Annotated in this window: 9 protein-coding genes and 1 riboswitch; of the genes, 1 reads left to right on the top strand and 8 read right to left on the bottom strand. The window is 46.9% G+C overall.

From position 1 onward, the window contains the following. Positions 1 to 24: 24 nt before the first annotated feature. The 8 genes from MHI55_RS14215 to MHI55_RS14180 form a co-directional block, all read right to left on the bottom strand. Positions 25 to 7,527, bottom strand: coding sequence for a fibronectin type III domain-containing protein (locus MHI55_RS14215; RefSeq protein WP_340390362.1), 7,503 nt, complete (start codon positions 7,525 to 7,527; stop codon positions 25 to 27). Between the two features lie 156 nt (positions 7,528 to 7,683). Further along, positions 7,684 to 8,706: an SDR family oxidoreductase gene (locus tag MHI55_RS14210; RefSeq protein ID WP_076249496.1), complete on the bottom strand. Its 1,023-nt coding sequence runs from the start codon at positions 8,704 to 8,706 to the stop codon at positions 7,684 to 7,686. Positions 8,707 to 8,802: 96 nt separating this feature from the next. After that, the gene (locus tag MHI55_RS14205) at positions 8,803 to 9,228 is read right to left on the bottom strand and encodes a cupredoxin domain-containing protein (protein ID WP_017688751.1); all 426 of its coding nucleotides are present in this window, start codon (positions 9,226 to 9,228) and stop codon (positions 8,803 to 8,805) included. Between the two features lie 205 nt (positions 9,229 to 9,433). After that, positions 9,434 to 10,387, bottom strand: a complete 954-nt coding sequence (locus tag MHI55_RS14200) for a DMT family transporter (protein ID WP_017688752.1) — start codon at positions 10,385 to 10,387, stop codon at positions 9,434 to 9,436. Between the two features lie 106 nt (positions 10,388 to 10,493). Beyond that, a riboswitch (purine riboswitch) is annotated at positions 10,494 to 10,604 on the bottom strand. Between the two features lie 147 nt (positions 10,605 to 10,751). After that, entirely contained in the window at positions 10,752 to 12,971 is a 2,220-nt protein-coding gene (locus MHI55_RS14195) for a DEAD/DEAH box helicase (RefSeq protein ID WP_340390360.1), read from the bottom strand. Continuing rightward, complete coding sequence (locus MHI55_RS14190; RefSeq protein ID WP_340390358.1) at positions 12,968 to 14,311, bottom strand: ATP-binding protein; 1,344 nt, start codon at positions 14,309 to 14,311, stop codon at positions 12,968 to 12,970. The genes MHI55_RS14195 and MHI55_RS14190 overlap by 4 nt, the downstream gene beginning before the upstream one ends. Before the next feature lie 6 nt (positions 14,312 to 14,317). Then, positions 14,318 to 15,895, bottom strand: coding sequence for a TerB N-terminal domain-containing protein (locus tag MHI55_RS14185; RefSeq protein ID WP_340390356.1), 1,578 nt, complete (start codon positions 15,893 to 15,895; stop codon positions 14,318 to 14,320). Positions 15,896 to 16,305: 410 nt separating this feature from the next. Beyond that, positions 16,306 to 16,896 carry a biliverdin-producing heme oxygenase gene (locus MHI55_RS14180; RefSeq protein ID WP_315372717.1) on the bottom strand — a complete coding sequence of 197 codons (591 nt, stop codon included), beginning with the start codon at positions 16,894 to 16,896 and terminating at the stop codon, positions 16,306 to 16,308. Positions 16,897 to 17,244: 348 nt separating this feature from the next. Between MHI55_RS14180 and MHI55_RS14175 the strand changes: the two genes are divergently transcribed. Then, positions 17,245 to 18,042, top strand: coding sequence for a Nif3-like dinuclear metal center hexameric protein (locus MHI55_RS14175; RefSeq protein ID WP_340390354.1), 798 nt, complete (start codon positions 17,245 to 17,247; stop codon positions 18,040 to 18,042). Positions 18,043 to 18,505 lie beyond the last annotated feature (463 nt).

Raw genomic sequence — 18,505 nt, 5'->3', positions numbered from 1 at the left:
AACACATGTAAGAATCAATTCAATCTAGATATGACGATCGAACGCTGACGCTTTCTCCACTTGATCTGTACGCTTCTCATCCATGACTTGAATTAGCTTATTTAAACGGAAGATCAGCGCTGCAGCTTCGGATCTACTTAAGTGCTGCATGGGACGGAAGCTGCCGTCTTCATATCCTGTAATCATGTACAAACCTGCAAGTTCCTGCACTTCTTCTTTGGCCCAATTAGATACATCAGTCTGGTCGGTAAACGCTTTTGGGGAAGTCAGCGGTTCCGGTCTGATTTTACGGACAACATTAGCTATAATCTTGGATGCCTGTTCCCGTGTCACCAGCGCATGTGGAGCGAATTTCCTATTCCCCATGCCTTGAACCATCTCATGGTGAACGGCTGCCTTAATCTCAGGAGCAAACCAATCCTCATCGTTCACATCCTGAAATCCATGTTGTTCATTAACCGTTGTGTCCACACCCATCAGACGCACGATTAATGCGGTAAATTCTGCACGCGTGATCGGACGGCGTGGCTCGAAGCGAGTTTCACTTACACCTTGAATGATATTTTGTTCCGCCAGCCAGGTGATCTGATCTTTATTGAATGTTTGGCTGATATCAATAAATTTGATAATTTTTTTCACAGGTACATCAGGCTGCTCAGACGGTTCTGGTTGTGAACTCACCTCATCGGCTTGTTCCGATGTACCGTTTGGACTCGGGGTTGCACCGCCACCGCTCCAGGCGGATGGTGGATACGGAAAAGTCATGGCTGCTGCCCGTTTTCTTTCACTTTTTTCACCTGCTGAATTCTCCGTCCATACTTCCACCTCATAATGCTGCTCGGCATTCAGTCCTGTCCATACATGACTGCGCTGCGTGCCACGGTAGATCTCACGATCTTTATGGGTGATCACAATCACCTCATTCATTGAATCCAGTTCCCAAGTTAGCTTAATCGTACTTGTGCCTTGCGCTACGGCTGCAACTGTCAGATCCTCGGAAGGCAACGTCTCGAATTCCGGAACCAGGAGCGCCTCACCCTCCCCTGCCTCATTAAATGGAACAATTGCAAAGTCAGTATAACGCTCTGCACTGATTAATTCAGACACATGTATTGATGTCTCCGTTGTTGTTCCCACAAGCTCTTCATTTCGATAGATTCGATAACCCGCAGCACCAGGAATCAGTTCCCATACGATGTCTGCACCATACATGGAACGCCCCTCTACTACAGGAAGTGAAGCAGCACTACCGGGCAAAGTCATGGCATGAAGGTAATAACCACCATCACTACTGCCCGAGGCATTCATGGTCTTCACTATATAGATATAGTTCACGCCCGGTTCGAGTTCCTTGTCGTCATAGAACAGTTCGTCTGCAGGAACACGAGCAACCTCCACACCATCACGCTCAATGATAAACAACTCGGCACCTTCGACCCGGCTCTGTTCCAATAGAAGACGAATGTGATCCTTCGCTGAATTAAACTCTACTTTGACAGGAGCTACTGGTTTGGTCAGAACGAAATACGCCAGCTTCTCCGATGCATCTCCCTGATCATTCTCTGTGTAGATTTCAATCGAGTACTGTTTGCCTGCATCCAGTTGATCAACGATAAACTCTTTTTGTGTGCCTCGGTATACTTCCGTGCCATCCAGCAATACAACGAATGTTTCGTTCCCATATGGGAAGTCCCATTCCAGTTTGGCGTGATCTGTCTCGGGGTATATCTTCATTTCCAGTGAATCAACATGAGGCAAGGTGTAAAAAGGAGTCACGGTCATTGGGTTTCCTGAACCAGCCGTATTATAAGGAATAATCTGTACCTGATCATATCGGGTTGCACTCTCCAGATGAGTTAATCTCACCTCTGTGATATCCCCTTCTTCAATCGTGGTGAACATCTGATCTCCGATACGTATGGTATATCCCTCCGCACCTTGTACCTTTGGCCAAGAGATCAATCCCTCTTTTTCCCCAATCTTGCTTGCATGTAAAGGTTCATGAATGATCGCAGGCAACGTTCGCAAGTGAACTTCGAAACCGGAATCACTCTCTCCCGTTGCATTGGATGTTTTGATGGTATACGTGTAATGCTCTCCTGGTGTCAGTCCAAGATCTTCAAATGAAGCTTGATCCGCTGGAACCTTAGCGACTTCAACACCATCCCGCATAATGATGAATTGCTCTGCTCCCCGTGTTGAGCTTCCAGTCAGGTCCAATACCGCAGTCTTATCTGTGATGTGTGTGATGCCTGCCGTCTGAGGTGATATGGGTTTCGTTAAAACTTGAATCTGAATAGACTCTGACCGATGCCCATCTTCATTAATCGCAACAAGTTCGAATTCATACGCCGTGCCATCCAGCATACTATTGAGATGTACAGACGGTTCAGACACGCTCTGCACATCTCCCGTTATCCTATTACGGATCTCATATGCAGCTGCTCCCTGAACAACATCCCAAGCCAGATCCACTGCATGTGTTCCGGCTTTCACTGTGATACTTTCTGCAATCAATGGCAACGTTTGAGTCATTACACTGAAATTAAGCGGCCCACTCGTTCCACTCGCATTGACTGCCCGAATCACATAAGTGTATTTCGTTCCCGGCGACAGATCCTTGTCTACGAATTGGGTTTCACTTAAATCCATCTGAGCGATCTCTCTTCCATCCCGTTCAATGACATAATGATCTGCCCCTTGGACACCAGTGTTACTGAAATCCAGACCCAGGCTGTTTTTTGCCACATCATATACTGCAACCTTAACGGGTTTCTCAGGCAAAGTCAGCAGAGATACATCCGTCGCTTCAGAACGAGTTCCCTGTCTGTTGACCGCCCATAGTTGATAGCGATGCCACGTTCCATCCTTGAGTCCTGTAATCGTTGCTTCATTCTCCATTCCTCTATAGATCTCCTTACCATTCTGCTCAATCACGTATTCAGCGGCACCTTCCACGACAGACCAGGAAACTTTTGCATGATGTACTCCTGAATCAACAAGTACTTCGGCAGGCGACACAGGTTTGGACAATCGGATGAGCTGAGCTGTTTCACCTGATCCAGAAGCATTCACAGCCTGAACTTCCAAAGCGTACTCTGTACCTGGCAACAATCCCTCAAGCATGTAGGCCAGTTCTGATGTTCTGCCCATTTCTGTTCCATTGATTTTCACAATATAGAGATTCGCCGTATCTACAGCTTGCCATGCAAGTCCCATACTTGTCTCACCAGTCGATGTGACATTAAGTCCTTCCGGCCTGCTAGGTAGCGTAAGAATTGTACTACTGGTAGATACACCGTACCCAGCAGCATTGCCCGCCTGTACTTCATAGGTATACTCATGACTGCTTGACAGGTGGTGAACTGCGAGTTGTGTATCTGATATCTCATGGCTCTGTCCATCGAGGACCACCCGATATTTCGTTGCCCCAGCTACAGGTTCCCAGCTCAAGATTGCTCCCTGTTCAGTTACTTGAACAACGTGAAGTCCCGAGGGGCTCTCTGGTAGCGTTGTTCCTGATACCGAACTGCGCATCCCCTGTCCACTTCCGTTCACTGCTTGTACATCCAGTTGATAAGATGTTCCTGAACTCAGTCCCGCAAAGACCCATTCTTGGGTTCCAGCAGGAACCGTTCCCGACTTCTCTCCATTCAACCATAAATCATAACGATCGGCTCCACGTACTGCTTCCCAATTCAGTCGAAGGCTCCCTGTGGAAGCATCGGATACCTGTAAGCCGGACACCTGCCCAGGTAAAGTCTTGAGCAAAGGTAATCCTGCCAACGGTCCTGTTCCTGTCTCATTTCCGGCTATTAACGTATAGCTGTACTCCGTTCCGCTATCCAGACCCGAGTCCAGATACTCCGTCTGCTCTCCTTCATATATGGCTGTTCCATCGCGTGAAAGCCCATAATACGTCGCAGAGGTAACTGTCTCCCACGTTAATGAAATATCATGCTCCTGAATTTGAACGGCCATAAATTCTCCGGGCATTGCCGGCAGTGTGAGGAATCCGGTTCTACTGCTACCACCTGCTCCACTTTCATTCATTGTCGTTACCGAAATGTTATGAATGGTACCTGGAACGAGGTTGCTAACATAGGGAAGGCTGCCAGGATCAGATACCGTCTGATCAAATACGGTGGCACCGTCCGAAGTAGTCGCGATGATGCGGTAAGCATCTGCTCCTCGTACTGAATCAAAATGAATTTCGGCCAAATTGGGCTGTGAATCTACTTTTCTAATGTGCAACGTTCCGGGAGCTGCCGGGGTAGTTAATACTTGAACACTTACTGCATCACTTACTCCGGTATGGTTTCTCACTCTAACTTCATATTCATAGACCTGACCACCGCTTAGGGAGTTATCGATTATACTGTGGTTAGGATAATCCAGTGTCCATGACTGTCCTGTCGTTTTATTCGTTATCTCATACTGATATCCATTGGTATACCTTTCCCCTGTTGGCAAATCCACTGTAAGTTCAGCTGATGTCTCAGCGATCTGTGTCATTCTCACATGACTCGGTTGCTCGGGCTTGCGTTGAATATGGTAAGGTGATGATGTTGTCTCATATGTATTCCCTGCTCTGTCCATGGTTTTCGCATGAATGTACCATATACCTTCCGATTCGATGGATATTTTATGCTGGTCAGAGCGGGCTTCAAGCCAATGCTCCGGTGATTCTGCACTGTTCGTAACTTGATAGAATTGTTCCAGTTCTTGAATGCCTGAGTGGGCGTCGGCATACTGAATGGTAGTGGATATATCCATGTCCGTCCAGCCATGTCCGTTCGGGGCAAATGTTATCGTTGGAGCCATCTGATCCACATAGGCGATTCGACTCACTTCCTTGCTCACATTACCAACGGTATCTCTTGCTCGGGCCCGAATGGTGGTAGCGCCGTTTGTACTAACTGTACCGCTACTTCCTGTCATATACGGGGCATCATTCATGCTGTATTCATAGGATATCGCTTGTTCATCCACACTTCCAGCGATAGTGAATTTTACATGTTCTTTACTCCATCCAGAAGGACTTATACTAATCACCGGCTCGGTTGGAGCTGTCGTGTCGATTCGAACCGTAGCCTGAGCGGATGTGCTTATATTGCCTACACGGTCAAGTGAGCGTGCATATAGAATCGTTTCTCCCTCATCGGTAACCGTCACTTCGCCCGTGTAATCGATCCAGGGACCTTCTTTGTTAAGTCGATATTGACTCTTGGCAAGCCCACTGCCTGCATCTTCACCACTGTTTATTGCAAAAGTTACATCCTGATTCGTCCAATCCTCTTCACTTAACGTAATCGTTGGTTGCTCAGGCCCAGTCTTGTCGATTCTGGCTGTTGCCGAAGTGGAAGCACTGACATTGGCGGCCCGATCAACACTTCGTGCGTAAATCTCGGTTATCCCTTCTTCACTTAGTGTAAGAGGAGCCTTATAGTCGATCCATTCTCCCTCACTTCCCAGCTTATATTGTGTCAGACCAATGCCACTTGCTTCGTCCGTACCCTCCGTTAATGTCACGATTACCGCCGCTTTTGTCCAATCGGGCGGATTCAGCGAGATGACGGGAGGCGTTGGTGCCGTCCGATCTACCCTAGCTGTCACAGCCGTTTCCTGTCCTGTATTACCAAACGCATCAATACTGCGTGCCATAACAGTTGTGTTGCCTTCACTGTTTACGGTAAACGGATCGCTATATTCACGCCATTCTCCTGCCGGACCGACTTTAACTTCAGTCTTCTGAGTTCCGCTCAAAGCATCCTCGCCTTCTTCAACCGTGACCAGAACATCTTCCTTGGTCCAAGTGGATGGAGTGACTGTAACGGAAGGAGCAGTTGGACCCGTTGTATCCTTAATCATCTCTCCAGCGGATATAAACGGGGTCTGTATCCCTTCACCATTCAGTGCCGCCACAAATACTTCATATTTTCCGTCCGCGAGTCCAGTCAGGGCGAATTCTGTACGTGTGGAAGTTGTTGTTCTCGTTGCGAGGACTTGCCCACCTGGACTGCGTATTTCCGTTTTGTAATGGGTGCCCGCAGGATTTCCATTATTATTCCAGCTCGCTGTAACAGAGTTGCCTGATTGTGTCACAGCCGCAGCAGCCGGTGGATTCGCCAATGTATATTTGGTGGATGGACTGGAGTACCCCGTGAAGGAACCACTTGAATTTTTGGCACGTACAGCAAAAGAATAACTCGTATTCGGAGTGAGCCCAGTCACCTGCCGACTGTTTGATGCACCTGTATCCACGTTCTGATTCGTCGTCATATTCTTCAGCTCATACGTAACAGAGGCGTCATTGGCCTTCTTATCCCAGTTGACCGTCAAGTTATTAGAATTAACCAATGTGTACGTCGGCGTTCCGGGCACAACAAAACTCCTTACCGTGAAGTTAACGGTTCCTGCCGAGGATACTCCACCTTTGTCATCCATGACCCATACTTGCAACGTGTGTGTACCATCTGGCAGGGTGTCAGGCAATGTGTAATTGGTGTTGAAAGACTGATTTGAACCCGTTGCAGTCATCTGAGTCAAAATGTTCTCAGACCCACCATCAATGGACCATTTCACGGTCAACAGGTCGCCTACATCCGTATCTCGCGTTGTACCAGAGATCTGAAGTTGCTCGCCTTTGTAATACGTTTGCCCCGAAGAAGGAGCCGTTAGTGTAAATGAAGGCGGAACGTTCTGAGGGCCGATTCCCACGATCGTTGAAAATTTGCGTGAAGCCTGATTCGCTGTTGCTTTGGCATTCCACCAGAATTGTGCAGCTGTATCACTAGCCGTAACGGTCTGGCCTGGAGTGAATGACGAAGGTGAAGAACCCCCTGTTAGCTGCGCATTGTCCGGACCGCTGTACTGTCCCATGTATATGCGATCTGCATTCACAACATTGTACGTATTCGCATAAAAAGCCGTGACCTGAACGCCGCCGCTGTAATTGCGCCATCCATTCTCGATGACTTCAAACGGAGATGCATCATTACCATTCACCATCGTATCCCAATAAAATGTTCCACCCAGATTCAGTGCCGTTCCACTACGGTTGATAGCTTCCAGTTCAACCTTCATGTACCCACCTTGTGAGGTAGCATTAACGATAGATACACGCAAAATATATTCGACATTGTCCTTTTGCCGGGACATTTCAATCACATTATTGTTAATTCGGTAATAATTAAGCGGCAATGTTTTGAAGTTCACGGGTGATCCATTATGGTCGATAATCGTAGATACATTCCCTGTATCACCACCGTAAAATACATTTGTGTTTGGTAGTAATACAATTCTGTATTTACCATCACTGTTCATCTCCACTTTCACCTTGGAGGACTGTACAGCCTTCATGCTGGACGTATCGGATACAATCCCGATGGTTTCAACCGTTTCAGCCATTACCGTCGTTGCGCCCCATTCAAGCAACAGGGCTTGAGGTGATAATAACGCAAATGCCAATACCACTTTGGTTAACTGTTCCGCTTGTTTCTTCACACGTTTTCCTGATTTCTTCAACGTCTACTCTCCTTTTTGGCACACAAAAAAAAGGAGGCACCCCAACAAAGGAACGATGTCCTAAGTTGGGGTGCCTCCCCTAACAAGTGTCATTTTTTCTTGATTATAACGATTAAGCGCATGAATGTAAACACTTGATCATGAATGCCTTACTTCTCATTTCTCATCTCTGATCTTTAATAACGCTTCGTCTAGTGCGCCAACGACCTTGTCACACCATACATCAAATTCCGGATCTTCGGTCTGTAATTCAGGATGCGCCAGAATGTGCTCAATCGTACGTCGAATGCCCTGATCAGCTCTTGTCGTTGCTACAAATTCCGGAACAAGCCGCTTCAGCTTGCTGTTATCAAAGACAACGGTATTGGCTTTGTCACCCAGCAATCCGCCGCGAAGATCCTGATCACTGCATGCGGCCAAGAACTCAGAGGGTACATGCACCGCATGAAGCTTAACGCCCAACACACCAGCTATAATCTCATGAATCTGATTCCAGGTGACGGATTCATCCGAGGTGATATGTACCGATTCACCAATGGCATGGATATTTCCCATAAGCCCAATAAACCCTTTGGCAAAATCAGTATTGTGCGTAATGGTCCACAGTGAGGTGCCATCTCCGTGGATGATAACGGGTTTTCCTTCACGGATACGCTTGAGAACCTGCCAGCTGCCTTGAGCACCATGAACACCGAGAGGTACCGATTTGTCGCCATACGTATGGCTCGGACGCACGATGGTAACAGGAAACCCATGCTCGCGGTATTGTTTCATCAGATAGTCTTCACAGGCAATCTTGTTGCGTGAATACTCCCAATATGGATTCGATAAGGGCGTCCCTTCCGTGATCCGGTAATCGGCCAGAGGAGTCTGATACGCTGATGCTGAACTTATAAATATAAACTGCTTGGTTTTATCCTTGAACAAACGGTAATCTCGCTCCAATTGAGACGGTACAAAAGCGATAAAGTCTGCCACAACATCAAATTCCAGATCAGCAATCAGTTCCGCTACACGTGCCTCGTCATTAATATCGGCTTGAAGTACGTTGACCTCACTAGGTAAGTCATCGTTATGATTGCCACGATTAATTAAATAAAGTTCACAGCCTTGCTGTGCAAGCATCTCCGTAATGGCCGTACTGATGGTGCCTGTCCCTCCAATAAATAGCGCTTTCATTTCGCCACCTCCTGATCGATTTTACCCACTTTCTCATGATATCACGCACCAAAAAAAGGAGCAAAGCTCGGTGACCCGAAACCTTGCTCCTTCTGCTTATACGACCTTAATCGTTGCATATATCATGTACATGCCGCAATGGATCTCATATTCTCCCTTGGGCAGATCTTTGTCGACCGTATAATAATTGGGTCCCTTTTGCATGTATAGATCCATGCCAAGCTTTTGTGATCCCACTGATTTCACATGTGTCACCGACCGGGTCAGAATAAAGTTGATTTTGGTCGGTACGCCAGCCTTCACCTCGATAACGTCTGGTCCAAAACCATCGTTGCTCACGTCCACATCAATGACTTCATATCCCTTCAAATCCTCCGGAGTCTCAGCTTGTGCAGTTACTGCACTTCCCGATCCCGGGGATACGTCTTTGCCCATAAAATAAACCAAAAATGATCCAAGCAGTACAACAACGGTCAGACCCAGCGTTAACCAAGGCCATGTTTTTCCAAACCAGCTTTTCATATAAACACTCCTCATTCGATGTCCCATCAATATTCAATCAACAGACGGATGTATTCATTAAGCATACCTGATTCGCATGACAATGAAAATGACCCCTCTGGGCTATTGCGATTGAGCAAAAATATTTCAATAGAAAAAGCCTGATTTCTCAGGCTTATCTACGGGTATTCCCGTTCATGCTTTGCTATATCCCTTTTGGTATAACTCAGGAATAGATCGGTGTATTCCGACTTCGTCTCATGCGTAATTTATACAACTCTGGCAGGGCTACACCAATGAGTACAATAATAACTCCGAACCATTGCAATCCGCTGACATGCTCATGGAGCACGATTGAGGATAACAATACTGCAATTGGAAGCTCCACTGCACCCAGGATTCCGGCCATGTCACCACCAATATGCGGAACGCCAATAGCGAACAGTACTGGTGGAATGAATGCCCCGAAGAATCCAAGTAGCAATCCAAATACAAGCAACTGGCTCCAGATCAATCCGTTAAAGAGGAATGTCGGCGGGAACAAAATGCACAGCAGGATCAATCCGCCTGTAACCATCCACGCACTGCGGAAGGCTGGATGCGCTGAAGGAACCGCTTTGCCGCTGAACAAGACAAACAGGGAATAACTTACGGCTGCCATTAGTCCAAGAGCAATACCCAGACCGTTGAACTCACCCAATCCTTGTTCCAGGAAACCCGCTGCCAGCAAAGTTCCACCAAACAGAATGATCAACGTCAGGAACGTGACTTTGTCTGGACGTTGCCGTTTGCTTATCGCCTGAATCAATACGCTAATCCATGTGAACTGGAACAACAGGATAATGGCAAGTGAAGCCGGAATGTAACGCAAAGACTGATAATACACGAGACCTGTTATTACCGTTGGTGTTCCAGCAGCCATCAATATCAGACGTTGTTTCCACGTCAACCGCTTGAATACCTGTGCCACGGCTCCTGATGCTTTGCCATTTGCCTGTGACTTACGTTTTGTTCTAAATTTTGTGTATAGCGCCAGCATCCAGGATAGAAGAAAACCCGTGATCAGCTGTGCTCCCACAACCTCTCCAAGTTTATATCCTTCGCCGTACGCCAGAACCACAATCGTGGATAATATGCCATAGCTCATCGCTCCCGCGAGAACGGACAGATAATATTTCATTGTGAATAAACCTCCTGATGATAAGAAAAATACGCCCGCATGTTGGTTCATGCCAAGGTCACAGACACCATCTAAATGCAAAAAATCCTAACTACGAGCAAGGAATACATTGATTCCTTGGCATCGTAGTTAGGAAGTATAGGCTTCCCGTAGAGACCCTCGCCCTGTGTACACTTTCGGCCTGCGAGGTTATACGAAATGATATATGCAATTTGATGTAATTCGTGTGTGACGACTTTTCATATATTACATGGGAGGTGAGATGGTGTCAACCCTATTCCGTATAAAAAGTTGAACTAAATTATTACACCGAGTCGCTTCGATCGCTGTACTATACTTCGAGTATTCTGATTACGTAAAAACGTCATGTCCGATTGGAGCTTGAGGAGTCCCACTCCAATGTTTGTTGTAAACCTGCCTTCAATCCATCTAAATCTAACCCATCCACAGCAAAAGCCTCACGGATCAAAGGCGGCGCGACAAATTCATCATACTTGCCCAGATAAGGCGCTTCATCTTTTGCCAGTAACGCAGATGCGTCTTCAGCCGTTCGACACTCACTCATGATCTCGGCTAACAATGTTCGTTCGTCGACCTTGCCGGATACTACAAAATAATATGGCTCCATGGGCACAACCGAACGCAAGGCAAGTTTCTTGGACAGATTATGCTTCATCAGGCGCTCCAATGTACGGAATGATTTACTTCCAACCCAAGGAAGAACATACATCGAATCCCCCCCTGCCGGAATCACGACCTGCTTTAACAGTCCGCTTTCACGAGCTAGGCGGCGCGCCCGTTCAAGTCGATTGACGGCTTGTGGTGACAGATAGGGATAGATCACTGAGTCTGACAACACTTCACGCATTTTCTGTACTACCGACGTATGAATATCTCCTCCCGCTCCAAGCCATAACGTATCTACCTTACCTTTTGCAGACTTCACATACACAGCCTTGTGCTTGTGATCGACCTCTTCCACTTTCCACAGTTTGCCTGCGAGCGAGAAGCAATAGCCAGGTGGGGGCACGGTTGTAATCGAACCAATCTCTTCCGAGCCGTTTAGTACTTTATGTTCCTCATCGTCTTTAAACACGGCGTAGAAGCGATAATTATTCACAATTTTCTCACCTGTCAGACCGATGATCAATGTTCGATCCTCTGTCCATTGCAGATGATCCGTCTCAATGAGGTAATTCAGGAATACCTGATATTGATCAGGTCTAATCAACGCAAATGGAGCCAGCGAAAGGATGGCTTCCGCAAGATCTCTCGGCTCCGCCTCCCCCATACTTTTCAACATGCTCATCGTCTGATGATAGAGCACACCTATGGGCATTTTGCGGGCTTCAAGCGGCTCGACCCATTTGGTTTTTACATACAGTTCGATAACAGCAATCGCACGCATCAACGTCCACGGCATACGTGCTGGCAATTGCGCTTCCTCATCCTCTTCCTCCGGACATACAAAAAGCATCTCCGATGCCATGTCCTCTCGTCTCCCTGAACGTCCCAGACGCTGTACAAAGCTAGACGCACTATACGGTGCACCGAGCTGAACCACACGTTCCAGTTCGCCCAGATCGATGCCCAGTTCAAGCGTGACCGTTGCCGCAGCAACCGCAGGCCCCGATCCAGTGCGTAGGGCAGCTTCCGTCTCTTCCCTCAGCATAGCCGAGATACTTCCATGATGTACATGGAACACATCACGCTCTTGCCTGCGAGCCGCGACTCGCCGCATCTCAAGAATGGTGACTTCTGCATCCGTTCGGCTGTTGGTGAAGATCAGCGCTTTTTTACGATGTGTGCTCTCATAGATGAAGTCGTAGTACGCTTTGCGTGCGTTATGAAGCTGCTCCGCCTGCTCCTCGTCCTGTGCATCTGGAAAAGAGAAATGTTCCACCCGCAGTCGCAGCTTGCGACCGCCCGGGGAAGAGACCACATCCACTCCCTGCTGCGTTCCCGCAGCAAGCCAAGATGTAGCCGTATCATAGTCACTAAGTGTAGCGGACAAGCCCACTCTTCGCGGTGCACAGCCAGCCATACGCTCGATTCTGGCAAGTTCGCTGAGTACTTGAATGCCCCGATCCGCTCCCATGAAAGCATGCACCTCATCGATGATGACATATCGCAAGTCATGAAACAGCGCCGGGATTGCATTCGGTCGATTCATGAGCAGACCTTCCAGCGATTCTGGCGTTATCTGGAGCACACCGGACGGATTTTTCATCAGTTTTGTTTTCTCCGCCTGAGGTACGTCCCCGTGCCAATGCCAAACCGGAATATTTCCTTCGGATAACAGATCCTTAAGACGTTCGAATTGATCATTAATCAGGGCTTTCAGAGGTCCAATGTACAAAATACCAACCGACTTGGAAGGCCGTTCATACAGCTCGGTCAATGCAGGAAAAAAAGCCGCCTCCGTTTTGCCGGAGGCCGTTCCCGCCGCAATCAGCATATGATGAGGGGTATGAAAACAGATATTACAGGCCTCAATCTGAGCAGGACGAAGCGATTCCCATCTTTTTTTATATATAAATTCCTGAACAAACGGCGCCAGCCGATAGAACGGATTATCACTCATAATTCAAACTCCGCCAGAAAGTCGTCCAGATCATCTGTATTCGCGGAAGCATCTGCCCCTTTACCCGTTTCCTGAGGTTTGGCAACCCGCTCGCCAAGTAATTGAGTATAAGTCACTTCAGGATTCTGGTGTAACGTATGCAGTACATCCATAAAGTCGCGTACCACTTCACGCGTGGTCAGCAATTCATCCGCACCCAGCCGGTTCACCGCCGTTTGCATAAAATCAACCAATTGTTCATCCGTCAGACTTGCGCTGTATCCAAAATGCAAGGCATGAATCTGTCGCAGCTTCTGGAGCAGAATCAGAATCTCTTCATGCGATAACATCGCCAGCTTCAGGATCGGACCTGTGTAATTCGCATACGCTTTGGCTGCATAACGACCATCAATAAGCCTGGAGCGAAGCGCTTCATAGCTGTATAATCCACGCCGTTCATCCTCCACAAATTGCGGCGTACCGCCTACAAATATGCCCAGGTGCTCCGCTTTGCCCTGCATCGTATCATTGAACATGGTCAGCAATTTCTCATAGTTGCTTTGGCGGGAGACACTGTTTGTAATTTTGTACAGATTCACCGCTTCATCAATGAACAACAACAATCCTTTGTAACCAATGCGCGCTGTGAATTCAGACCACAATTTGAAGTAGTCATACCAGTTGTCATCGTCAATGATAACGCCAACAGCCAGTTCTTTTTTCGCTTCCGTTTTGGTTGCAAATTCTCCTCGAAGCCAGCGAAGTGCCGCCTGTTTGCGATCATCATCAGCCAGCTTGTACCCGTTCCAATACGAAGCCAGTACCTTGGCAAAATCAAAGCCGTGAACCAGATTCTGCATCTCCCCCGTCACAGCATAGATCTGCTTCTCTACTTCCAGCGGCAGAGCGGGATCATCCGGGCGCAAGTTCTGACTCTGCATCGTGGACTGTTGCAACCCTGCGATCCATTTTTGCAAAATCGGCTCCAACGCTCCCCCATCCGGGCGTGTGCGTGTAGACAGACGAGTCATCAGTTCGCGATATGTCGCAAGTCCCTGCCCTTTGGTTCCCACCAATCGACGCTCAGGTGACAGATCCACATCCGCAACAACGAAGTCCCGATCCATCGCATAGTTACGAATCATTTGCAAAAGAAAGCTTTTACCGCTGCCGTAACGACCCGTAATGAGTTTAAACGCTGCGCCTCCCTCGGCGATATTGTCCATATCCCGCAAGATGGCTTCCACTTCCGGTTTCCGACCAACAGCAATCTGCTCCAGTCCTATGCGCGGGACAACACCAGCTGTCAATGAATTTACAAGTGCGGTGGTCAGCCGCTTTGGTATTTTAAGTTCTGTCACTGCGTATCACCTCTTCACATGTTCGAACACATCTATATAATCAGGAACAATCCGATCACCATCAATCAGAAGATCACCGATCGTTTCCATAGCTACATCATTAATTTCATCCAGCAGAAGTGTAGGCATCGTTCCATATTGCTCAGCCAGACGCATCAGCTCCGTATCTGGACTTGCGCCAAGTAGAACATGAATCGTTTGTACCTGCTGAGGGGAGAGTTCCTTGGCAAAGAGCAGCCATTCTTCATCCAGATCAGCCTCAGCAGACTCGTCCCACTGCAACCTAATCGATTCTACTTGCGCTCCTGTTGCAATCTCTACTGCGCATGGCTCCGACTCCATGGAACCTTCAGTTGGAGTGATCTCATTCCTTGCTTCCAGTACATCGAATGGATTACTTGTAACATTTGCGCTATTAATCTCTTCATCCTTCACTTCAGAAGGGTGATTATCCTCAATTGTAAGCGCCAATCGCACGTACTCACTTTCCTGCTGTAAAGACGCCAGTTTCTCTGAATCAATACGAATCATCGGTTGTTCCACAGACTCCGCCTGTTCGATCGCGTATGTTTTGTCCAGGTAACGTTCAATCAGATTTGCAAGTTCGGGTTCAAGAGTCTGTCCTCGCAATCTGCCTCTGAATCCGAGCAGTTCACGAAGTTTGTTTTCAGTACATCGATAGATTCGCGTAACCATCTGCACAAATTCAGCCTGTTCACCTATGGGCATATATCTGAACGATACCGATCTTCCATAGATCGAATCATCATAGACTGCTTTGCGAAACAGAATGCGCTCCATCGTGCGTTCATCGTTAGGATCACACTCAGGCAACAGTCCAACTTGTCGCGTACGTTCCAGGTACGAATCAACCAAGGCCATGACCCGCGGGATGTACTGCTCCATCACTTCTTTGCCGCCATCTCTGTAGAATTTACTGAGCGTAATATCGTAATCATAGTATCTTTGCAGCATATTCAGCGATATATCCGATACATTATCCTGTAAAATGCGTTGCAGCTCCCTATCCAGCATCTCTGCTGGCAGGTATCCGCCCGAAAGGCCCATGACCTCGGATAAGGACATCTCCATCTGATGGACCAGCACATAATCGACCATCCACTCTTGCATATATATATTTAATTGGGGCAGCCGTTCACGGTAGTTCACCCATAGCTGCTTCAATTGATCATAACCATCCTGAGGATTCTGCCAGCCAATGCCGTTAATTAACTCGTAGATATGAACAAATAGATAGGACAGATCGGTATCCGGGTATCTCCCCTGACGTACTTCCTTCCTCCAAAACATATACCACTTGCGCTGGGCTTCATTCATCACGCCATACGTTGGCCAGTAACTCATAAAGGGAACCCACGGGGATACATCCCCCTCCATCTCTGCCCACTGCTTTGCTTCCTCTACAAAACGTTTCTCTGAGGACAATATGCCTCCACGATGCTGCATCGTATCATGTGCAGACTGCACAATGGTTGAACGATCGGGAACCGGAACTGCTGCTGTTTCAGGTTCTTCACTCAGATCTATCTCCATAAATTCCAATTGTCTTGAGTTGTCTTTCATAGAACGTTATCTCACCCTCCTCCAAGACAGAATACGAACAAGTGTATCCATAGGGATCATTATATCACTTGTCCTGTGTCTGCGGTGACGAAATTTAGACATTCCTGGACACAAAAAAGAAGGCATTTCTGCCCTCTTTTCATCATGATATATATAAGTTGAAATAATGATTTTCACATTGCACTACGATGACAGAATAACCTTCCAATCGCTGTTATCCCCAGATTTTATCGATTCCCTTTTCTAAAGGAAAAATCCGGTTATAAGCGTATGCTTCCGATGCAGCTTTCTTTCAGAAAGCTTTTAGGCGAACGCTCCGCTTTTCCAGCTTTTTTCTGTCCTCTCCGTTAGGTGTAAATGTATTGTTTCAACTTATATAGGTTCCTTTTAATATATGAAAAAAGTCCGCCCTACGTATTAATCCATTGATCTAATAGTCGGAAAGTCTCTGATGCACTATGCACCATGTTGTCATGATCTTCTGGAGTGCTGATGGACTGCTGCAGCAAACCTGTAAACTCGCTCCATCTTGTTCTTGTCTCTGAGCCGTAAGCATTGAAATATTCCAATCCACGATCAGCTTCAATGGTCAGGAACTGCGACAAACGCTTGGTCATGATCTGTCCACCGTTCGTGGACCCCTCAATTACATACAGATATCCGAACAAACGGGCAGGTGTTGAAATATCCGGTAGTTCTTCACAGAGCGGAAGTTGGCTGATTTCCTCTTCACTGGCACCCAGATTTCGTAAATCTTTTTCCAACAGTCCAGCCTTGCCTCTAATCTCAATATCCAGTCCCGTACTTTCCCAGAAAGGCTGTTGTACAGCCTGATCCTCCAGCGGTTTCAGGAATCCATAAAATTTCTCTAAATATGTTCTATATTCTTCTATAGTCACAGTTTGATTCATAATGGCTTTTGCATAAGGGTTCTGTTCTACTTGTCTGTGATAATGAGCTGTCTCGCTCTTCAGACGTTCCATAATAGTTGTTGCTGTCATCCCTAGTTATCCCCTTTCACAATCTGTTTTATTGTTGCAAATGAATGCTTATCCTCAATTAATTCTCATTGTGCCTTAAAATAGAACTACTTGCGCTGCACTCAGCTCCATTTGATACAAACATAGACTCTATGTAAGTATACTTATTCTTGTTTGAGAAAACTATATGAATCCAACATCCGTGTACAGCCAATACATTCCTCCGTTGTTATCTTAACTGACTGTAATCTGTATGTTTTAGTATTAACCGAAAACAATAAAAACGACCCTATAATCTGGAAGGCAGTAGATTTCAGATGTCAACATGGTACACTAACTTTATATCCTGTCATTGGAGGAATGCATTCTATGGATCTTACAGTTCAAGACGTTGTACTTCATCTCACAGATAACATTGAACTGCCGGAAAACACGGTAGATCAGCTCATTACGGGCTCACTTGATCGTAAGGTCAAAGGCATTATCATTGCTTTTATGCCCACACATTATGTTATTGAACAAGCCATAAAGGAAGGTGCAAACTTGATCATTGCGCATGAATCCCCCTTCTACAACCATCACAGTCATACGGATTGGCTTGCAAATGATTCGGTTTATGTGGACAAAAGAAAGTTGATCGACGAAGCAGGCATTTCCATCTATCGATGTCATGATATCATCCACCGGTTCCAACCGGATGGCATTACCGAAGGACTGATTCAGGCCTTGGGATGGTCCTCCTATGTGGAGGATAAAAGACCGGAAGCCTATATCCTTTCCTTTCCGGAAGAAAGCACCGTTGAAGCTATTGCTCACCATGTGAAAAATTGCCTGGGCATCGATTATGTACGCGTTGCAGGCAATGCGGAAATAGTCTGTAGACGTGCAGCGGTATTGGTAGGTTTTCGTGGCAATGGCCCTGTGACGATTCCCTTGATTCAGAATGAGCAATTGGATCTCATCATCGCTGGAGAAGGATTCGAATGGGAGACACCGGAATATATCCGTGATGCTGTGCAACAAGGCAAGTCCAAGGCATTGATCATGATGGGGCATGCCGAGAGCGAGGCTTCGGGAATGAAGCTATTGGCAAACAGGTTGGCAGAACGTTTTCCCGAATTGTCTGTTCGTTTTGTAAACGAGAAGCCTGTGTACACTGTGATCTAGAAGGATCATTGGATTTGTACGGTGAGGATCTTCTGGCTGATTGCTTCTAATCTCATTGCCTATCCTACCCTAGAGCTTTGGATACTTACTATGCTCCGGGGTACGCTAGGCAGACTCTCGTTTCAGTTCTTGGATAGCTAACGAACATGACACACTCTATTGAGCGAATATATTCCTCCATCCCCCCTGTTTTACCGCCCATTTCTACCCAACATAGCCCATTTAACGTCGCTGAGATTCGTTAGATCTCTCAATTCAGTCGAATCAGTACAATAAGGTGTCACTGGTTCGTTAGATTATGATGAAAAATGAGTACTGAGCACATATGCCACGCATCTTTTCATGCCCCATCTGGATTTACCGAGTTCTTTATAGTACTCTAAATGCTGTGACTTCAAAGCTCAGGACATTTGTCCTTGGCGTTCAGAGTTAATTTATCATTTAATAATAGAAGTCGAAGTGA

This window comes from Paenibacillus sp. FSL E2-0151 (assembly GCF_037993015.1).
GTDB lineage: Bacteria > Bacillota > Bacilli > Paenibacillales > Paenibacillaceae > Paenibacillus > Paenibacillus amylolyticus.
Note: the sequence above shows the minus strand (reverse complement) of the source record. Positions and strands in the feature narration are given on the sequence as shown.